The sequence below is a fragment of the Microbacterium marinilacus genome, assembly GCF_019753765.1.
Classification (GTDB): Bacteria; Actinomycetota; Actinomycetes; order Actinomycetales; family Microbacteriaceae; genus Microbacterium; species Microbacterium marinilacus.
This window is the reverse complement of sequence record NZ_JAIJZW010000005.1, coordinates 189091-207584: the sequence shown is the minus strand read 5'-3', so window position 1 is coordinate 207584 and position 18494 is coordinate 189091. Positions and strand designations below refer to the sequence as shown.

Annotated in this window: 21 protein-coding genes and 1 tRNA gene; 15 read left to right on the top strand and 7 right to left on the bottom strand. The window is 72.3% G+C overall.

Annotated features, from left to right (window positions below):
* Positions 1-80: 80 nt before the first annotated feature.
* The gene (locus K5S26_RS10600) at positions 81-608 is read right to left on the bottom strand and encodes a DNA modification methylase (protein WP_221857944.1); all 528 of its coding nucleotides are present in this window, start codon (positions 606-608) and stop codon (positions 81-83) included.
* Positions 609-796: 188 nt separating this feature from the next.
* Between K5S26_RS10600 and K5S26_RS10595 the strand changes: the two genes are divergently transcribed.
* The 3 genes from K5S26_RS10595 to ispD all read left to right on the top strand — a co-directional run bounded on the left by K5S26_RS10595 (position 797) and on the right by ispD (position 3461).
* On the top strand, positions 797-1549 hold the full coding sequence (locus K5S26_RS10595; protein WP_221857943.1) for an SDR family NAD(P)-dependent oxidoreductase: 753 nt from the start codon (positions 797-799) through the stop codon (positions 1547-1549).
* Positions 1550-1700: 151 nt separating this feature from the next.
* Complete coding sequence (locus tag K5S26_RS10590) at positions 1701-2183, top strand: CarD family transcriptional regulator (RefSeq protein ID WP_055993827.1); 483 nt, start codon at positions 1701-1703, stop codon at positions 2181-2183.
* Between the two features lie 75 nt (positions 2184-2258).
* The gene (ispD, locus tag K5S26_RS10585; RefSeq protein ID WP_221857942.1) at positions 2259-3461 is read left to right on the top strand and encodes a 2-C-methyl-D-erythritol 4-phosphate cytidylyltransferase; all 1203 of its coding nucleotides are present in this window, start codon (positions 2259-2261) and stop codon (positions 3459-3461) included.
* A gap of 19 nt (positions 3462-3480) precedes the next feature.
* Here ispD and K5S26_RS10580 read toward each other — a convergent pair whose 3' ends face one another.
* Positions 3481-4032 (bottom strand): hypothetical protein, encoded by a 552-nt coding sequence (locus K5S26_RS10580; RefSeq protein WP_221857941.1) that lies wholly within the window; start codon positions 4030-4032, stop codon positions 3481-3483.
* 165 nt (positions 4033-4197) lie between these two features.
* Here K5S26_RS10580 and K5S26_RS10575 point away from each other — a divergent pair, with 165 nt between their 5' ends.
* The gene (locus K5S26_RS10575; protein ID WP_221857940.1) at positions 4198-5166 is read left to right on the top strand and encodes an NAD-dependent epimerase/dehydratase family protein; all 969 of its coding nucleotides are present in this window, start codon (positions 4198-4200) and stop codon (positions 5164-5166) included.
* Positions 5167-5194: 28 nt separating this feature from the next.
* On the opposite strand, the gene K5S26_RS10570 is transcribed toward K5S26_RS10575, so the two are convergent.
* Positions 5195-5659 carry a GNAT family N-acetyltransferase gene (locus K5S26_RS10570; RefSeq protein ID WP_308122899.1) on the bottom strand — a complete coding sequence of 155 codons (465 nt, stop codon included), beginning with the start codon at positions 5657-5659 and terminating at the stop codon, positions 5195-5197.
* Between the two features lies 1 nt (position 5660).
* The gene (locus K5S26_RS19170; protein ID WP_221857939.1) at positions 5661-6665 is read right to left on the bottom strand and encodes a DMT family transporter; all 1005 of its coding nucleotides are present in this window, start codon (positions 6663-6665) and stop codon (positions 5661-5663) included.
* Between the two features lie 75 nt (positions 6666-6740).
* On the opposite strand from K5S26_RS19170, the gene cysS reads away from it, so the two are divergent.
* The 3 genes from cysS to K5S26_RS10550 all read left to right on the top strand — a co-directional run bounded on the left by cysS (position 6741) and on the right by K5S26_RS10550 (position 9865).
* Positions 6741-8126 (top strand): cysteine--tRNA ligase, encoded by a 1386-nt coding sequence (gene cysS / locus K5S26_RS10560; protein ID WP_221857938.1) that lies wholly within the window; start codon positions 6741-6743, stop codon positions 8124-8126.
* On the top strand, positions 8119-9132 hold the full coding sequence (rlmB, locus tag K5S26_RS10555) for a 23S rRNA (guanosine(2251)-2'-O)-methyltransferase RlmB (RefSeq protein WP_221857937.1): 1014 nt from the start codon (positions 8119-8121) through the stop codon (positions 9130-9132). Before cysS ends, rlmB begins: the two co-directional genes overlap by 8 nt.
* 91 nt (positions 9133-9223) lie before the next feature.
* The gene (locus K5S26_RS10550) at positions 9224-9865 is read left to right on the top strand and encodes an NAD(P)-dependent oxidoreductase (RefSeq protein ID WP_221857936.1); all 642 of its coding nucleotides are present in this window, start codon (positions 9224-9226) and stop codon (positions 9863-9865) included.
* Positions 9866-9937: 72 nt separating this feature from the next.
* On the opposite strand, the gene K5S26_RS10545 is transcribed toward K5S26_RS10550, so the two are convergent.
* Together K5S26_RS10545 and K5S26_RS10540 are read right to left on the bottom strand one after the other, a co-directional pair.
* Positions 9938-11218 (bottom strand): DUF4032 domain-containing protein, encoded by a 1281-nt coding sequence (locus K5S26_RS10545; RefSeq protein WP_221857935.1) that lies wholly within the window; start codon positions 11216-11218, stop codon positions 9938-9940.
* Between the two features lie 86 nt (positions 11219-11304).
* A complete protein-coding gene (locus K5S26_RS10540; RefSeq protein ID WP_221857934.1) occupies positions 11305-12402 on the bottom strand; it encodes an ABC transporter ATP-binding protein in 1098 nt (365 codons plus the stop codon).
* 191 nt (positions 12403-12593) lie between these two features.
* On the opposite strand from K5S26_RS10540, the gene K5S26_RS10535 reads away from it, so the two are divergent.
* The 8 genes from K5S26_RS10535 to K5S26_RS10500 all read left to right on the top strand — a co-directional run bounded on the left by K5S26_RS10535 (position 12594) and on the right by K5S26_RS10500 (position 17431).
* Complete coding sequence (locus K5S26_RS10535) at positions 12594-13508, top strand: DsbA family protein (RefSeq protein ID WP_221857933.1); 915 nt, start codon at positions 12594-12596, stop codon at positions 13506-13508.
* 51 nt (positions 13509-13559) lie between these two features.
* Positions 13560-13632 (top strand) — tRNA-Thr (locus tag K5S26_RS10530).
* Between the two features lie 264 nt (positions 13633-13896).
* Positions 13897-14142: a type II toxin-antitoxin system Phd/YefM family antitoxin gene (locus K5S26_RS10525; RefSeq protein WP_221857932.1), complete on the top strand. Its 246-nt coding sequence runs from the start codon at positions 13897-13899 to the stop codon at positions 14140-14142.
* A complete protein-coding gene (locus K5S26_RS10520) occupies positions 14139-14555 on the top strand; it encodes a type II toxin-antitoxin system VapC family toxin (RefSeq protein WP_221857931.1) in 417 nt (138 codons plus the stop codon). Before K5S26_RS10525 ends, K5S26_RS10520 begins: the two co-directional genes overlap by 4 nt.
* 62 nt (positions 14556-14617) lie before the next feature.
* Positions 14618-15019, top strand: coding sequence for a TOBE domain-containing protein (locus tag K5S26_RS10515; RefSeq protein ID WP_221857930.1), 402 nt, complete (start codon positions 14618-14620; stop codon positions 15017-15019).
* Between the two features lie 65 nt (positions 15020-15084).
* Positions 15085-15882, top strand: coding sequence for a molybdate ABC transporter substrate-binding protein (gene modA / locus K5S26_RS10510; RefSeq protein ID WP_221857929.1), 798 nt, complete (start codon positions 15085-15087; stop codon positions 15880-15882).
* Positions 15879-16676 carry an ABC transporter permease gene (locus K5S26_RS10505; RefSeq protein ID WP_221857928.1) on the top strand — a complete coding sequence of 266 codons (798 nt, stop codon included), beginning with the start codon at positions 15879-15881 and terminating at the stop codon, positions 16674-16676. Before modA ends, K5S26_RS10505 begins: the two co-directional genes overlap by 4 nt.
* A complete protein-coding gene (locus tag K5S26_RS10500; protein ID WP_221857927.1) occupies positions 16673-17431 on the top strand; it encodes a sulfate/molybdate ABC transporter ATP-binding protein in 759 nt (252 codons plus the stop codon). Before K5S26_RS10505 ends, K5S26_RS10500 begins: the two co-directional genes overlap by 4 nt.
* A gap of 145 nt (positions 17432-17576) precedes the next feature.
* Here the strand turns inward: K5S26_RS10500 and pucL are convergent, their stop codons facing one another.
* On the bottom strand, positions 17577-18494 hold the full coding sequence (gene pucL / locus K5S26_RS10495; RefSeq protein WP_221857926.1) for a factor-independent urate hydroxylase: 918 nt from the start codon (positions 18492-18494) through the stop codon (positions 17577-17579).

The window sequence follows — 18494 nt, the reverse complement described above, 5'->3', positions numbered from 1 at the left end:
CCCCCCCCCCCCCCCCCCCGCCCCCCGGCCGCCCCCCCCCGCCCCCCCCCCCCCCTTCCGCGTGTTGGTTCGGGGAGGGGTCAGTGACCCGCTTCCTCCTCCTCGGCCTTCTCGAGGTGCGAGCAGTCGGAGGACTCGCCGCCGGGCACGAGCGAGGCGAAGTGCTCCATGCAGCCGTCGAGGACGGGCACCTCGGTCAGGACGCCCTCGCCGTCGCCGGACTGGAAGTACACGGGCAGCGTGGCGCCCGCGGGGGTGTCGATGCCTTCGAGCATAAGCGGGTCCTCGGTGCCGGCGCCGAGGCTCACGACCTCGCCTGCGGGCACGCGCACCGTGGCCGTCTCGCTGCCCCACTCGAGGTTCAGCGTGGCCGGGGCGTCCGTCGTGTTGACGAGAGCGGCGACGAGGTTGCCGTCGGTTCCCTCGTCGTCGGCGACGACCACGGCGTTTCGCACCTCGATGGCGGCGCCGTCGGTGTTCGGGACGTTCACGCCGTCGGAGGGCGAGTACGCGATCGTGGTGGCCTGATGGGTGATCGAGGCGCAGCCGGTGGCGCCCAGCGCGATGACGGCGCCGAGGGCGAGCGACGCGAGAATGCGGGAGTTCACGGAACCTCCAGGTCGTGCGGCCTCGCCGAGCTGCGGGCCCTGCCTGCCATTCTAGGGGGTCGCCTCGGCGCCGCCGACCCGTCGCCGGTGCCGGAGGCGTAGGCTGGGGACCGCCGATCCATGCGGGTGAATACAGCAGCGCGATCCGATGCGCCGACGGCCCACGGGGCGGCGCAGAGGAGCATCCAATGGCATTCGAAGGCAAGGTCGCGATCGTCACGGGCGGCGGATCGGGCATCGGGGAGGCGACCTCCAAGGAGCTCGCCGGGCTCGGCGTGAAGGTCGTCGTGGCGGACATCAAGCTCGAGGCCGCGCAGCGTGTGGTCGGCGAGATCGAGTCCGCGGGAGGCGTCGCGGCGGCCTTCCAGGCCGACACGGCGGTCGCTGAGGACAGCCGCAAGGCCGTCGAGTTCGCCGTCGCGACCTACGGCAAGCTGAACTACGCGTTCAACAACGCGGGCATCGGCGGCGCGAGCGCGCCGGTCGGCGAGATGGCCCTCGACGCCTGGGACACCGTGGTGGGCATCAACCTCAACGGCGTCGCGTACGGCCTGCGCTATCAGATCCCCGCCATCCTCGAGGCGGGTGCGGAGGAGGGGGCCATCGTCAACATGGCGTCCATCCACGGCGCCGTCGCAGCCCTCGGCAACGCCGCGTACACCGCGACCAAGCACGCCGTCGTCGGCGTGACCAAGAACGCCGCCGCCGAGTACGGCCCCGCGGGCCTGCGCATCAACGCCGTCGGCCCCGGCTACATCGACACCCCGCTGCTGGCCGGAGCGCCCGCAGAGATCAAGGAGGGGCTCGTCGCGAAGCACCCGCTCGGCCGTCTCGGGCGCCCGGAGGAGATCGCGAAGGTCGTGCGGTTCCTGCTCTCCGACGACGCGTCGTTCGTCACAGGCGCCTACTACCTGATCGACGGCGGGTACACGACCGTCTGATCCCGGCGTCGCGGGTCCGCTCCGGAGTGGGCCCGCGAGCCGCGAGCCGGAGTTGCTCCGATCGGCGTGTCGCTCCCGGAGAACGGGGGCGGCGAACCTTAGTGCATCCGGGGCTGTGGTATCCTGGAAGTCGCCGAAAGGACACTATTCTATGCTTTTTGAGGTTGGCGAGACGGTCGTCTATCCCCACCACGGTGCGGCCACCATCACCGAAGTGAAGACCCGCGTCATCAAGGGCGAGGAGAAGGTCTACCTCAAGCTGAACGTCACCCAGGGCGACCTCGTGATCGAGGTCCCCGCCGAGAACGTCGACCTCGTCGGCGTGCGTGACGTCATCGGCCAGGACGGACTGGACAAGGTCTTCGAGGTGCTCCGCGCGCCGTTCACGGAGGAGCCGACCAACTGGTCGCGTCGCTACAAGGCGAACCTCGAGAAGCTCGCTTCCGGCGACGTGATCAAGGTCAGCGAGGTCGTCCGCGACCTCTGGCGCCGTGACCAGGACCGCGGGCTCTCTGCGGGCGAGAAGCGCATGCTCGCGAAGGCCCGCCAGATCCTCATCTCCGAGCTCGCGCTCGCAGAGAAGACCGACGAGGAGAAGGCCGCCTCGGTGCTCGACGAGGTCCTCGCCTCGTAACCACGTCTCTCAGACGCGGAAGGCGCCGTCCCGCAAGGGGCGGCGCCTTTCCTTTCGCGCGGATACGGTGGGAGCGTGACCATCGCCCCCGCACCGCGCATCGCCGTGATCGTCGTCGCCGCAGGCTCCGGCACCCGTCTCGGGCAGGAGGCGCCGAAGGCGTTCGTCGGCATCGACGGCCACACGATCCTTCGCCACGCCCTCCGAGGGGTGTTCGAGGCGCCCGAGGCGCAGATCGTCGTCGTCGCGCCGTCCGGGCGCGAGGGAGAGGCTCTGACGGAGGCCCGGGAGGCCGCCGGCGACCGTGCCGGGCAGGTCTCCGTCGTGACCGGGGGAGCGACGAGGCAGCAGTCGGTGGCGGCGGGCCTGCGCGAGCTGTGGCCGTCGGTCGAGGTCGTCCTCGTGCATGACGCCGCGCGGGCGCTGACCCCGCCCGACGTGTTCGCGCGTGTGATCGACGCCGTGGACCGCACCGGCTGGGGCGTCGTGCCCGGCCTGCCCGTCGTCGACACGATCAAGCGCGTCGACGGGCAACAGGTCGTGGAGGCGGTCGACCGCTCGGAGCTGACGGCCGCGCAGACCCCGCAGGGGTTCCGGCGCGACGTGCTCGAGACGGCGTACGCCGTGGCGTCCGAGGAGTTCACCGACGACGCCGCCCTGGTCGCGGCGGCCGGGCACCGCGTCGCGGTTGTGCAGGGAGACGCGCTCGCGTTCAAGATCACGACGCCCGCCGACCTCGACCGCGCCCGTCACCTCGCCGTGCCCGTGCCGCCCGTCTCGCACCCGGGCGCGGGGCAGGCGAACGGCCAGCGCGTGGGCGTCGGCACGGACGTGCACGCCTACGGCGGCGACGGAGCGCTGTGGCTGGCCGGTCTCGAGTGGCCCGGCGAGCGAGGACTGTCGGGGCATTCCGACGGCGACGCCGTCGCGCATGCGATCGTCGACGCGCTGCTCTCGGCCGCGGGGCTCGGCGACATCGGCACGCACTTCGGAACGTCGCGCCCCGAGTTCGCCGGCGCGCACGCCGACGCGTTCCTCGCGCGCACCCGGCAGCTGCTCGGCGAGGCGGGGTGGGTCGTCGCCAACGTCGCCGTGCAGGTCCAGTCGAACGCGCCGAAGCTCGCCCCGCGGCGCGCGGAGGCCGAGGCCGTGCTGTCGGCAGCCCTCGGCGGAGCGCCCGTCTCGGTGGCCGCCACCACCACCGACGGGCTGGGCTTCGCCGGCGAGGGCGTCGGGGTGCAGGCCTTCGCCGTCGCTCTGATCCAGGCCGCCCGCTAGCGCTCCGAGCGGCGCGCTTCTAGACGTGCTCGAAGAGCTCGCCGAGGACGCGTTGGCGGTCCACGGCGCCGAACAGGAGCAGCAGCGAGAGGCCCACGTTCGGATCGAGCCCGTCGTGCATCCGCACGTCGAAGCTCCGCACCGTGCGACGCGTGTGCGTGGTCTCGCGGACGACGAGGACATCGGTCTCGTCCTGTCGGGCGACGAAGCTCCTCGAGGACTCGAGGAGCCCCCGCAGCACGCGCTGCGGACGGACGGCGAAGTCCCCCGGAGGCAGGACGGGGCCGGAGATCACGAGCCTGTCGCGCCGAGCCGTGGCGATCACCGTCCCGTCCGCGGCGTCGGTGATCCTGCGGGCGTTCCGCGCGAAGTGCACGGTCGCCAGCGGCGCCTGTCCGACGGTCGAGCCCTTTCGCATCAGGTCATGGCGGCCGCGGCCGCCGCCGATCGACCACGCGCAGGGAGTGTCCTCGACCTCCTCCCCGTCGACGACGCGGACCTCGGAGAGGACGGCGCTGAACAAGCTGACCATCGCTCGGCAGCGCCGCGGAGGCGGGTGGAACTCGTCCATCGCCCCAACGCTAGGGCGCGCGCGGAGGCGTGATCCAGCAGGCGGCGCCGTTGTTCGCCATCCGTTCAACCGGCCGTTCGCGGCGGGCCGGGCGTCGCCGGCGAGGGCGCGCTGCTCTGAGCAGAACCGCCGGCCGACGCCGGACGGATCCGCTTGACTCGTCCCATGCGGCGAGTGCTCGTCTTGGGCGGAACGGGATGGCTGGGGCGCGAGGTCGCCCGCGCCGCCGTCTCCGGCGGGTCGGAGGTGGTCTGCCTGGCCCGCGGCGACTCGGGCGCCGTCGCCCCCGGCGCTCGGCTCGTGAGGGCGGACCGCACGCGCCCGGGCGCCTACGCGGAGGTCGCCGACGGCCGGCGCTGGGACGAGGTGATCGAGCTGGCGTATCAGCCCGAACTGGTGACCTCGGCGCTGACGGCGCTCGGAGAGCACGCCTCGCACTGGACGCTGGTGTCCTCGATCTCCGTCTACGCACGCACCGATCGGCCCGGCGCGGACGAGACGGCCGAGCTCGTCACGCCGCGGGACCTCGCCGAGTACGCGGACGCGAAGGTCGCCGCCGAGCTCGTCAGCTCGGAGCGGCTCGACGGCCGCCTGCTCATCGCCCGGCCCGGCCTCATCGTCGGCCCCGGCGATCCGAGCGACCGATTCGGGTACTGGCCCGCGCGGTTCCGCCGCGGTGGCCGGCTGCTCGCGCCGGAGACGGCCGGTCGTCACGTGCAGGTTGTCGATGTCGCCGACCTGGCCGAGTGGCTCGAGCGCGCCGGGCGCGAGCGGCTCGTCGGGGTCGTGGACGCCGTCGGCGCGGCCCACCCGATGGAGGACATCTTCGCTGCGGTCCGCGCCACGACCGGGTTCGCCGGCGACGTCGTCACCGCCGACGATCGGACGCTCCGCGCGAACGACGTCCGGTACTGGGCGGGCCCGCGCTCCCTGCCGCTCTGGCTGCCGATCTCCGACGCCGGTTTCGCGCGGCGGGACGGGTCGGCCTTCCTCCGCACGGGTGGCCGGCCGAGGCCGGTCGTCGAGACGATCGCGCGATCGCTCGAGGACGAGCTGCGGCGCGGCGTCGACAGGCAGCGGCGAGCGGGGCTCACCGCCGCCGAGGAGACGGAGATCCTGCGCGCGCTTCGCTGAGGCCGTCCCGCGGGCGGGGCGGCGCCCGTCAGAGCGTACGGGTCATGAAAGCCGACAGCGGGTCGTCGGTGTATCCGGCGAAGGGACCGCACGGCGAGAATCCCTCGCTCGCGTACAGGCCCCGGGCGGCGACGAAGTCGTCGCCGCTGCCCGTCTCCAGCCACAGCGACGTCAGCCCGAGCCCGGTCGCCGCCGACACGATGTGCCGCAGCAGCGCCCGCGCGACGCCGCGGCCGAGGTGCGCGTCCGCCGTGCGGAACGACTTCAGCTCGCCTCGCTCGGCATCGATCCGCTTCAGCGCGGCGACCCCGGCGATCTCACCGTCGATCCACGCGCTCCACACGGTGATGTCGGGGGAGCGCAGGGCGTCGAGGTCGAGGGCGTGCACGCTCTCCGCGGGGGTCTGCGCGTGCATGCCCGCGTGATGGTGCGCGACCAGCGCACGAGTGGCCTCGCCCGACAGGTCGTCGACCCGGATGTCGATGTCCGTCACGTCATCCCTCCACGGCGAACGGCTTGGGGTCGTCCGCCTCGCGCGCCGAGCGCGACCCTGGTTCCGCGGGGTCGTCGCGCGCCGAGCGCGACCCTGGTTCCGCGGGGGCGTCGCGCGCCGAGCGCGACCCCCAGGCCAACAGCAGCAGGCCGGCGCCGAGCACCACGAGACCCACCGTCGACAGCGGGGCGAGGCGCTCTCCCAGCACCGCGATGCCGAGCAGGCTCGCCGTCAGCGGCTCGCCGAGCGTCAGGGTCGCGGCGGTCGCCGCCTTCAGGCCGCCGAGCCCCCACGTGAACAGCGCGTACGCCGCGGTGATGGTCGCCAGCCCGAGCCAGAGCGCCATGAGCGCGCCCCGCGGCTCGACCACCCACCGCACGTCCGCGAACGGCAGCGCGCCCAGGGCGATCGCGGCGGATCCGCCGCCCATCGCGCCGACCACGGTGAGGGGATGCCAGCCCGCCTCCAGCAGGCGACGCTGCGCGACGGCGATCACGGCGAACGAGGCGCCGGCGCCCACCGACGCCACGAGCCCCACCGGATCGGCCGATCCGCCGGCGGCCCCGCCGAGGCCCAGCAGGGCGACGCCGAGCGTCGACAGCGCCGTCGCCGCCAGCCACAGGGCGCCCGGACCGCGACGGGTCAGCGCCCACTCCAGCAGTCCCGCCAGCACCGGCGCCGATCCGAGGGCGATGACCGTGCTCACGGCGACCCCGTTGGCCGAGGTGCCGAGGAAGAACAGCGGCTGGTACACGAACAGGCAGACGGCGGTGAGGCCCATCAGGACGAGCGGGCGAGCGGTGAGCGCCTGCCGTGGCGCCTCGGGCGAGCGCCGTCGCCGCAGTCGCGCCGCGATCGTCGTCGCGATCGCCAGCACCGTGCCGCCGACCAGCAGCCTCACCACGCCCACCGCGAACGGCGTCGTCCCGTCGGGGCCGAGCGCCTGCGACGTGCCCGTGGTGCCGAACAGCACCGCGGCGGCGAGGACGGCGAGGACGAAGCGCACCCGCCATTCCTATCGCATCCCGGCCCAGGCGCCGGCATCAGCAACCGCGCGGCCTCCGCCCCGTAGTCTTGAGCCGTGACCGTCCGCATCTACGACTCCCGCGCGCAAGCCCTGCGCGACTTCGTGCCGCTCACGCCGGGAAACGTCACGATGTACGTCTGTGGGCCCACCGTGCAGTCCGGACCGCACATCGGGCACCTCCGCGGCGCGCTCGCGTTCGATCTGCTGCGCCGCTGGCTGGCCCACCGTTTCGGCCGCGTGACGTTCGTCCGCAACGTCACCGACATCGACGACAAGGTGCTCGCGGGCGCCACCGCCGACGAGCCGTGGTGGGCGCTCGCGTACCGCATCGAGCGGGAGTTCACGGCGGCGTATGCCTCGATCGGCATCCTTCCGCCCACCTACGAGCCGCGCGCGACGGCGTCGATCCCGCAGATGCAGGACATGATCTCGCGGCTGATCGAGCGCGGCCACGCGTACGCCGCGGACGGAGACGTCTACTTCGACGTGCGGTCGTGGCCCGAGTACGGCTCGCTCACCCGCCAGTCGCTGGATGCGATGGAGCCGGCGGCGGACGCCGACCCCCGCGGCAAGCGGGACCCGCGCGACTTCGCACTGTGGAAGGCCGCCAAGGCCGACGAGCCGGCCGACGCCCGATGGGACTCGCCGTGGGGCCCCGGCCGTCCCGGCTGGCACATCGAGTGCTCCGCGATGTCGCGTCGGTACCTCGGCGCCGAGTTCGACATCCACGGCGGCGGCCTCGACCTGCGCTTCCCCCACCACGAGAACGAGCTGGCGCAGTCGTCGGCGTCCGGCGACGCGTTCGCCCGCTTCTGGCTGCACAACGGCCTCGTCACCGTCGGCGGGCAGAAGATGTCGAAGTCGCTCGGCAACTTCACGCTGGCGGCCGATCTGCTCCGTCTCCGCCCCGCGCCGGTGATCCGCTACGCGCTCGCCGCGGCGCACTACCGCTCGAACCTCGACGTGTCCGAGCGCGGGCTCGACGAGGCGGCCGCGGCGCTCGATCGCGTGACCGGCTTCCTCGCCCGCGCGGAGCGCGCACTGGGGGCTCCCGACGACGCCGCCGACGTGCCCGAGGCGTTCGGCGCCGCGATGGACGACGACCTCGGCGTGCCTCAGGCGCTGGCCGTGCTGCACGACACCGTCCGCGCCGGCAACACCGCGCTCGATGCGGGCGACCAGGACGCGCAACGGGGCGCGTACGGCGCCGTGACCGCGATGGTCCGAGTGCTCGGGCTCGACGCGGTCGCCGAGACGCACACCGCGACCGGCGCCGAGAGCGCGCTGTCGACGCTGGTCGAGCGGCTCATCGCGCAGCGGGCGCAGGCCCGCGCCGACAAGGACTGGACGACGGCCGACCGCATCCGCGACGTGTTCGCGGGTGCCGGGGTCGTCTTGGAAGACACCGCAGACGGAACCGTTTGGAGCATCGATGGCTAAGCCAAGCCGTCCCGGCGCGAGCAGGGGCAAGAAGAAGGGCCCGGTCAAGGGCACCGGGGGACACAGCCGCAAGGCGCTGGAGGGCAAGGGGCCCACGCCCAAGGCCGAGGACCGCGTCTATCACGCGGCGCACAAGCGCAAGCAGGCCGCGGAGCGCCTGACGGCCAAGCGCGGCCAGGGGCAGTCTTCCGGCGGAGCCGCGCGCGGGCGGGGCACCGCCGGCAAGCGCGACGCCGACATCGAGTTCGTCACCGGACGCAACTCGGTGCTGGAGGCGCTCAGGGCGAAGATCCCCGCGACGGCGTTCTACATCGCCCAGCGCGTCGAGATGGACGACCGCGTCAAGGAGATGCTGTCGATCGCGAAGAAGCGCGAGATCCCGATGCTCGAGGTCACGCGTCCCGAGCTCGACCGCATGGCCGGCTTCGACGGCGTTCACCAGGGCGTCGCGCTCAAGGTGCCGCCGTACGAGTACGCGCACCCCCAGGACCTCCTCGAGGAGATCCTCGCCGACGGCGGGATGCCGCTGCTCGTCGCGCTCGACGGCGTCACCGACACCCGCAACCTCGGCGCGATCATCCGCTCGACCGCGGCGTTCGGCGGTCAGGGCGTCATCATCCCGCAGCGTCGCTCGGCGGGCATGAACTCCGGCGCCTGGAAGACCAGCGCCGGGGCGGCCGCCCGCATCCCCGTCGCGATGGCGACGAACCTGACGGCCATGCTGAAGGACTTCAAGAAGCAGGGCGTGTTCGTGCTCGGCCTGGACGGCGGCGGCGACGTGTCGCTGCCCGCTCTCGGCCTCGCCGACCGACCCGTGGTGGTCGTCGTCGGCAGCGAGGGCAAGGGCCTGTCGCGTCTCGTGACCGAGAACTGCGACCAGATCGTCTCGATCCCGATCTCATCGGCGACCGAGTCGCTGAACGCGGGCATCGCGGCGTCCGTCGCTCTGTACCAGATCGCGACGATGCGCTCGTCGGAGACGGCCGGGGGCGCGCCCGGCGAGTGATCGTCGCGCCGACGCATCCGGAAACGCGCATGCGCGATCGGGGCCGGGCATGGCATGTTGAGGGGAGCACCCGCTCGACGAAGGGAACACCATGGCTCGCATCGCCGTCATCGGAGGCACCGGCTACGCCGGCGGCCACATCGTGAAGGAAGCCGCCGGGCGCGGCCACACCGTCGTGTCGGTCGCCCGCAAGGTGCCGTCCGAGCGGGTCGAGGGCGTCACCTACCTCGAGGGCTCCCTGCTCGACCCCACCGGCCTCCTCGCCGAGCTGCAGGGAGTCGAGACGATCGTCATCGCGGTGGCGCCGCGCGGCGACATGGCCGGGCAGACGCGCCCTGCGATCGGCCAGCTCGTTGCGGCTCTGCCCGCCGACACCCGGATCGGGGTGATCGGTGGCGCCGGCGGCAGCCTCGTCGCCGAGGGCGGGCCGCGCCTGATCGACGCGGGCGAGTTCCCCGACGACTTCAAGCCCGAGGCCCGCGAGCTGATCGGCGTGCTCGAGGACCTCGAGGCGAGCGACGGCGACGTCGACTGGTTCTTCGTGCACCCCGCCGCCGGCTTCGGCGGCTTCGCGCCGGGCGAGCGCACGGGCTCGTACCGCACCGGCGGCGACGTCCTGGTGACGGATGCGGACGGCGGCTCCTACATCTCGGGCGAGGACCTCGCGGTCGCGGTGGTGGACGAGATCGAGTCGCCGCGCCACCGCCGCGCGCGCTTCACCGTCGGCTACTGACGCGGCACAGCTCGAGGCCGGCCGGCGACGTCGGCACCCGATCATCGGACCGCGGCAGGTGCGCGGGCGGGCTCAGACGAGGTCGCGCCAGTCCGGCTCGGGGGAGAGCGTCTCGAGGGGCGCCGTGAGGGTCTCGGTGAGGGGGCCCATGATGGTCGCCTCGTCGCGCCGGTGGCGAAGGACGTCGCGGATGTAGCTGGTCAGCACCTCCGCGACCGGCACGGACGCCCCGCGCGCCTCCTGCAGGAACCAGCGGTGCTCGAGCACCTGGTGGTACACCTCCGCGGGCTCGAGCTTCGACCGCAGCTCGAAGGGGATCGCCCGCACGACCGGCTCGAACGCCTGCGTGAGCCACTCGTGCGCAGCCAGCTCCTCCTCTTCCTCCGAGCGTCGCGCGCGGACGCGGAACTCGTCGAGGTCGTTCAGCAGGCGCCGGGCCTGGTTCTCCTCGACGTCGAGACCGGTGAGCCGGATCAGCCGTCGCTGGTGATGGCCGGCGTCCACCACCTTCGGCTGGATCGAGACGCGCGTCCCGCCCTCGACGGTCTCGATCGCCATCTCGTCGATGTCGAACCCCAGCGCGTTCAGATCGCGGACCCGCTCGGTGATCCGCCAGGCCTCGGACGCCGACACCGTCTGCTGATCGTGCAGCGCGCTCCAGAGCGCGTGGTAGGCCGACACGATCCCGTCGGCGACGGCGACGGGATCCACGCCCTCCACCCGGCCGCTGGCGGCGAGGTCGAGGATCTCGCCGGCGATGTTCGTGCGGGCCAGGTCGAGGTCGTGGGCGCGCTGGCCGTCCGTCAGCCCCGCCTCGTGCAGCTCGCCGGTCTCGGCGTCGACGAGATACGCGGCGAACGCCCCCGCGTCCCGGCGGAACAGCGTGTTCGACAGCGACACGTCGCCCCAGTAGAAGCCGACGTTGTGCAGCCGGACGAGCAGCAGCGCCAGCGCGTCGACGAGACGGGTGGCGGTGTCCGGCCGCAGCGCGTGCGTGAACAGCGCCCGGTAGGGCATCGAGAAGCTCAGGTGAGCGGTGACCAGCGCGGCGGGGAGGGGCGCGCCGTCGTCCGCGGCGCGCCCGGCCACCACGGCGACGCGGCGCACGCACGGAACGTCGAGCCGGGCGAGCGCGCCGAGCATCTCGTACTCGCGCTGCGCCATCGCGGCCGTCGTCTCCTTGACCGCGACGACGTGTCCCGACAGCTCGCTGAACCGCACGATGTGCCGCGAGATGCCCTTGGGCAGCTTGACGATGGCGCGGCTGGGCCAGTCCTCGAGACGGGTGCTCCACGGCAGCGTCAGCAGCTGCGGGTCGAACTCGGCCGCGGTGATGCGCAGGGAATCGGTCACGGGCGGCCTCCTCGGGCGGGAACGGGTGGGGAAACGCGACGGCGCGGGAGGATCCGAGGATCCGCCCGCGCCGTCGTGGACTGTCGTCAGGAGGCGACGGCGCCCGTCAGGCGCTCACCGCTCTCCAGGTCGAACACGTGCACGTGGTCGGGCACCGCGGCGAGGGTGATGGTCTCGCCGGCGTTCGGGTGGATGCGGCCGTCCACGCGCGCGACGATGTCGGTGCGCTTGCCCTCGACCTCCGAGTGGCCGTACAGGTAGCCGTCGGCGCCGAGCTCCTCGACCAGGTCGACCGTGACCTCGAGGCCCTGGCCGTCGGCGGGCGCGACGACGATGTCCTCGGGACGGACGCCGACCGTGACCTGGGGGCCCTTCGCCTTGGCGAGCGCGCCCGCCTCGACCGGCACGATCTTGGAGCCGAAGCGGATGCCGCCCTCGGCGACGTCCGCCGGGAACAGGTTCATGGCCGGCGAGCCGATGAAGCCGGCCACGAACACGTTGTTCGGCTTCTCGTACAGGTCGCGCGGCGTGCCGACCTGCTGCAGCAGGCCGTCCTTCAGCACGGCGATCCGGTCGCCCATGGTGAGCGCCTCGGTCTGGTCGTGCGTGACGTAGACGGTGGTGACGCCGAGGCGGCGCTGCAGCGAGGCGATCTGCGTGCGGGTCTGGACGCGGAGCTTCGCGTCGAGGTTCGACAGCGGCTCGTCCATGAGGAACACCTGCGGCTCGCGCACGATCGCGCGGCCCATCGCGACGCGCTGACGCTGACCGCCCGAGAGGGCCTTCGGCTTGCGGCCCAGGTAGTCCTCGAGGTCGAGCAGCTTGGCAGCCTCCAGCACGCGCTTCGCGCGCTCGTCCTTGCTGACGCCGGCGATCTTGAGCGCGAAGCCCATGTTCTCGGCGACCGTCATGTGCGGGTAGAGCGCGTAGTTCTGGAACACCATCGCGATGTCGCGGTCCTTCGGCGGCACGTCGGTGACGTCGCGGTCCCCGATGAGGATGCGGCCGTCGTTGACCTCTTCGAGGCCCGCGAGCATGCGCAGCGAGGTGGACTTTCCGCAGCCCGAGGGGCCGACCAGGACGAGGAACTCCCCGTCGCCGACCTCGAGGTCCAGGTTGTCGACCGCGGGGCGCGTGCCGCCCGGGTAGACGCGGGTGGCGCTGTCGAACGTGACCGAAGCCATGATTTCTCCTTCACCGGCAGGTACGTGCCGGACGATCCGTCGTGATGGATGCGAGGGGGTGAGCCGCCGCAGGCTCGTCATCGAGCCGGAATCAGTATTGCACGGCGGGGGATTTCCCAGCCGTCCGGAATACCATCGAAGACGTTGTGCCGTTGCAGGACGGCGAGACGATCCGAGTTTCCAGAGGTTGCATGTCGAGCGACGAGACGGGCGAGACGCCCACGTCTGGCCCCGGGCGGAGCCCGCGGGAGGACGCCGCGCGCGGCCGTCGTGAGGCGGTGCGCGAGAAGGCCCAGCAGGTCAAGGCGCGCCAGACGCGCAACCGCGTGCTGCGCAGCTCTGCCGTGGTGTTCGTCGTGCTGGCGGCCCTCGGCGCCGCCGCGTACGGAGTGACGAGCGTGGTGGTGCCGGCGATGACGAAGCCGGTGATGAACCCCGAGGGGCTGGCCGCCGACGGCGTCGTGGTCGACGACGACATGACCGGCGACGCGGTCGCCGAGGAGGAGCCGGCGCCGGACGAGACCGCCAGGGCCGAGCCGATCCAGATCCACGTCTACGTCGACTACCTGTCCGAGGCGGCGGGTCAGTTCCAGCGCGTCAACGCGGAACAGCTGACCGACTGGGTCGACCAGGGGGCCGTCGAGCTCGTCTACCACCCCGTGGCGCTCCTGACGTCGAAGTCGAACGGCACCAAGTACTCCCAGCGCGCCGCGGGTGCGGCGATGTGCGTGTGGGAGTACGCGCCCGAGGCCTTCCGCGCGTACAACCACGAGCTGCTCACGAACCAGCCGCAGCCCGACGGCGACGGCTACACCGACGCCGAGCTCGCCGACCGCGCGATCGCGACCGGCGCCGAGGACACGAAGGCCGTGCGCTCCTGCATCGAGGACGAGGACTTCTTCGCGTGGGCGCGCGAGGCGACCGAGCGGGCCCTCAACGAGCCCCTGCCCGGCACCGACGACGTCACCCTCACCGGCGCCCCGATGATCCTCGTCAACGGTCAGCCCTACGTCGGGTCGCTCGACAAGCCCGAGGAGTTCGCCGCGTTCCTCCTGACGGTCGACAGCGAGGCGTACCTCAAGACCGCGGAGCCCGAGGGCGAGTGAGGCCGGGCCCGGGCCCGCGGCTCGGTATGCTCGACTGGTCCTGACGGACACGCCGGCTTAGCTCAGTTGGTAGAGCACCTGTCTTGTAAACAGGGGGTCATCGGTTCGAACCCGGTAGCCGGCACCGCGACGCCGTCACCGCGGCGGCTTCTGAGGGACGGACTGATCGCCGCGGCCGATCACAGGCCCGTCGTTGGCCTGAGCGACGGCATACTCGGGTTCGGTGGGCGCCGGCTCCTCGTCCACAGCCTCTTCGGCAGGTGCCGACTCGGCCATGTCCTCGCGTGCAACACGATGGGGTGTGAGACGCGGGAAGGGTCGGAGTGCCTGTCTAGCCGAGCCCTTGCGAGATAAGATGTAGGTACGGTACCTACCTTGGGGGTGAGCGATGCGCACGATCAGCAGTCGTGAGTTCAACCGCGATGTCAGCGCCGCCAAGCGAGCGGCCGATCATGAACCCGTGGTGATCACCGATCGTGGGCGCGAATCCCATGTCCTGCTGGCCGCGGTCGCATACGACGATCTCGTCGGACGCGGGCGACTTGTCGGCGACCGACTCAAGCCTCGTGGTGCGACCGTCGAATTCGACCTGCCGGAGCGGGGCGTCGACGACAGGCGGGTGCCGGAGCTGTGAGATACCTGCTCGACACGAACATCCTGAGTGACCACTACGAGGGCACGTCTGCGTCGCTGGACGCATGGATGTCTGCACGTGCCGAGGATGAGATCGCGATCAGCGTGATCACTGTGCTCGAGTTGGACGTCGGCGTCCGCCGGGCCGAGCGGCGCGACCCGGCGTCGGGCGCACGGCTACGAGTCTGGCTCGACGATGCGGTGCGACCTCTCTTCGCCGGCCGGATCCTTCCTGTCGACGAAAGAGTCGCCCTCGCGGCCGCGGGATTTCAGGCCCCCGATCCGATGCCTCAGATGGATGCACTGATCGCGGCGACCGCGCTGGTCCATGGAGTCACGCTCGTGACACGGAACGTCAAGGACGTCGAGCGCACCGGGATCGCCATTCTGAACCCTTGGGATCTGGGCGGGTGAGCGGCGTCTCATCCGCGCTGCGCTTCCGGTGAAACCGCATCTGCGTATAGATTCATTGATCTATGACGCAGATACGGATTGCCGACGCGGCGGCGTTCCTCGGTGTGAGCGATGACACGGTGCGCCGCTGGATGGATCAGGGCGCGCTCGCCGCGGAGACGGACGACCGTGGGCGGAAGGTCGTCGACGGCCTCGCGCTCGCCGAGTTCGCGCGCGATCGGGCCTCCGCGCCCGCAGATCCGCTCGGCGACGTGGCGAGCTCGGCCCGCAACCGCTTCGTCGGCCTCGTCACCCGCGTGCTCTCCGACACCGTGATGAGCCAGGTCGAGCTGCAGTGCGGGCCCCATCGCGTGGTGTCGCTCATGAGCACCGAGGCCGTGCACGAGCTCGGGATCCAGCCGGGATCCGTCGCCGTCGCCAGCGTCAAGGCCACCCAGGTCACCGTCGAGGTCGCGCGCGACTGACGAGTCGCGGCGACCGGATGCCCGCCCTTCCCACCCCAGACAGCCCGCCCCAGAGGAGAGTCCGCATGAAGCGAGTCCATGGATCCGTCATCGTCGCCGCGCTGGCGGCCATCGCCCTGTCGGGGTGCGCCGCGGGAGACGGCGGGACGGCCGCGTCCGAGACGCCCGCGTCGGAGGCTCCCTCCGAGCCGCGCACGTTGACGGTCGCCGCGGCCGCGTCGCTGCAGAACGCGTTCACCGAGATCGGCGGGCTGTTCGAGGCCGAGCACGACGGCGTCACGGTCGAGTTCACGTTCGCGGGCAGCTCGAGCCTGGTGACGCAGCTGTCCGAGGGAGCCCCCGGCGACGTGTTCGCGAGCGCCGACGAGGCCAACATGGACAAGGCCGTCGAGGCCGGCCTGGTGGAGGGAGACGCCGCGGTGTTCGCGCGCAACACCCTCGAGATCGTGACCCCGCCGGACAACCCCGCCAGAATCGAGACGCTCGCCGACATCGCCGGCGAGGACGTCGACCTCGTCGTCTGCGCCGCCCAGGTCCCGTGCGGGGCGGCGACCGCCACCGTCGCCGAGGACGCCGGGCTGACGTTGAACCCGGTGAGCGAGGAGCAGAGCGTGACGGACGTGCTCGGTCGGGTGACCAGCGGCGAGGCCGACGCCGGCCTCGTCTATGTCACCGACGCCGAGGCCGCGGGCGACGCCGTTCACCGCGTGGCGTTCGACGAGGCGGCGGACGTCGTGAACGACTATCCGATCGCCGCGCTCGGCGCCGCGGAGGACGCGGAGCTGGCGGCCGACTTCGTCTCGTTCGTGACCGGCGACGAGGGGCAGGCGGTGCTCGCCGAGTACGGCTTCCTCGCCCCGTGACCGCACGAGGCGGCGGGACGCGCATCCCGGGGTGGCTCTACATCCCGGCGGCCGCGGGCGCGGCACTGGTGCTGCTTCCGCTCGCCGGGCTGCTCTCGCGCGTCGACTGGCCGGCGCTGCCGGCGCTGCTGACGACCGAGGCGTCCCTCGACGCGCTGTGGCTGAGCGTCCGCACCGCGGCGCTCAGCACGGCGATCTGCGTCGTCCTCGGCGTGCCGCTCGCCTTCGTCCTCGCCCGCAGCGCGTTCCGCGGCCTCGCCCTCGTCCGCGCGGTGGTGCTGCTGCCCCTCGTGCTGCCTCCCGTGGTCGGAGGGCTCGCTCTGCTCTACGCCTTCGGGCGCAACGGCCTGCTCGGCGAGGCGCTCGAGCTCGGCGGGATCCGGATCGGCTTCACGACGACGGCGGTGGTGCTCGCGCAGGCCTTCGTCTCGCTGCCCTTCCTGGTGCTGAGCCTCGAGGGGGCCCTGCGGCTCGAGCACCGCCCCTACGAGCTGGTGGCGGCGACGCTGGGCGCCTCGCCGTCCGTGGTGCTGCGGCGGATCAGTCTGCCGCTCATGCTGCCCGCCCTGATCTCGGGCGCCGTGCTGGCCTTCGCGCGCTCGCTCGGCGAGTTCGGGGCGACCCTCACCTTCGCCGGCAGCTATCAGGGGACGACGCGGACCCTTCCGCTGGAGATCTACCTGCAGCGCGAGGTCGATCCCGACGTCGCCGTCGCCCTCTCGCTGCTGCTGGTGATCGTCGCGCTCGTCGGGGTGCTGCTCACCGCCTCCCGCCAACGGGGGCTGCGGACATGACCGGCCTGGAGCTCCGGCTCTCCGTGACGGAGCGGGACGTCGACGTCGAGCTGACCGTCGGCGCCGGCCGCTGCGTCGCGGTCATGGGACCGAACGGCGCCGGCAAGTCGACGATCCTGAACGCCCTCGCGGGGCTGCTGCACCCCGACCGAGGGCGCGTCGCGGTCGACGGGCGGACGCTGCTCGACACGGACGCCCGGGTCGACGTGCCCGCTCATCGCCGCCCCATCGCGGTGCTCTCGCAGGATCCGTTGCTCTTCCCCCATCTGTCGGTGCGCGAGAACGTCGCCTTCCCCCTGCGCCACCGTGCCGGCGTCGGCCGCGGGGCCGCGGCCGAGGAGGCCGACCGTCGCCTCGACATGCTCGACGCCGCGCATCTCGCCGATCGCCGTCCGTCGCGGCTCTCGGGAGGGCAGGCGCAGCGCGTGGCCCTCGCCCGGGCCCTGGCCACCGAGCCGAGCCTCCTGCTGCTCGACGAGCCGCTCGCGGCCCTCGACGTCACGGCCGTGCCCGACCTGCGCGCCGCGCTCCGACGCGCGGCCCAGGGGCGCATCGCGATCATGATCACGCACGACCCGCTCGACGCCCTGCTGCTGGCCGACGAGCTCGTGGTCATCGAGCGCGGCCGGATCGCTCAGGCCGGCGCCGTCGACGAGGCCCTCCGAGCGCCCCGGACGGAGTTCGGCCGCGCGATGCTCGCGCTCAACCCGTGGATGACCGCGGTGGACATGGCGGCCCTGCGCGCCGACCGCTGACACCGCATCCCGTCCGCGAGACCGCGACTCCCGTCCGAGACCGGCGCCGCCGCCGATGGTCTCGCGCGGGAGTCGCGGTCTCGCGGGCGGGTGCGGTGTCGCGCGGGAATCGCGGTCTCGCGGGGCGGGTGCGGTCTCGCGGGCTTCAGATGAACGTCGGGACGTCGCGCCAGGCGTCGGGGGCGTCGTCCACGCCGTCGCGCACCACCGTGCCCTCGATGAGACCGTAGGGGCGGTCGTCGGCGATGAACACCTCGCCGTTGTTCTCGAGACCGAAGCGGCCGATGTCGTAGACGAAGTGGTGCTTGTTCGGCATCGCGAACCGGATCTCCGCCAGCTCGGGACGGGCGGTGATGGCCGCCTTCCCCATCTCGTAGAGGGTCTGCTGCAGGGCGAGCGAGTGGACCACGGCGAACTGCTCGAGCAGCACCCGGGTGACCTCGGCGTACGCCTCGCCGTAGTCGACCCCGTCCGCCACCGCGTCGGGCAGGTACCGCCACCGCGCGGTCACGGACGTCGCTATGATGCGGTCGTCGGTCTCGGGGAGCGTCGTGTACTCGGTCTTCGGATACCCGCGGAACTCCGAGCCCGTCGACTTCAGCACGACCAGATCCTTCACGCCGCCCGTGACATGGGTGGCGCCGTCGACGACCTGCACGGTCGCGAGTCGCGTGCCCTGCCCCTTGCGCACGAACGAGTGGTCGTGGTCGGCGCCGTCGACGACGATGCGCTCCCACTCGTACTGCTCGGCCTGCCACAGCCCGCCCTCGATCCAGTCGAAGCTCGACGTGAAGTGCTCTGCGAGCACGGTCAGGAAGCGTTCCGGCGACCCGACGCCGTGCTTCTTGGCGAGCGCGAAGATGGTGTTCTTCTGGGTGTCGGTCGCGACGATCCTCGAGTTGTCGCCGGTCAGGAACGACCCGGCCAGCGCCTCGCCCCGCAGCTGCGAGGTGATGTTGAGGTCCTCGATCTCGTGCCGGGCGCTGTCGCGCGTGATCCGCACCAGGCGGTTCTCGGCCTTGCCGTACTTGTTCGGTCCCAGGTGGACGGTGACGTCGGACAT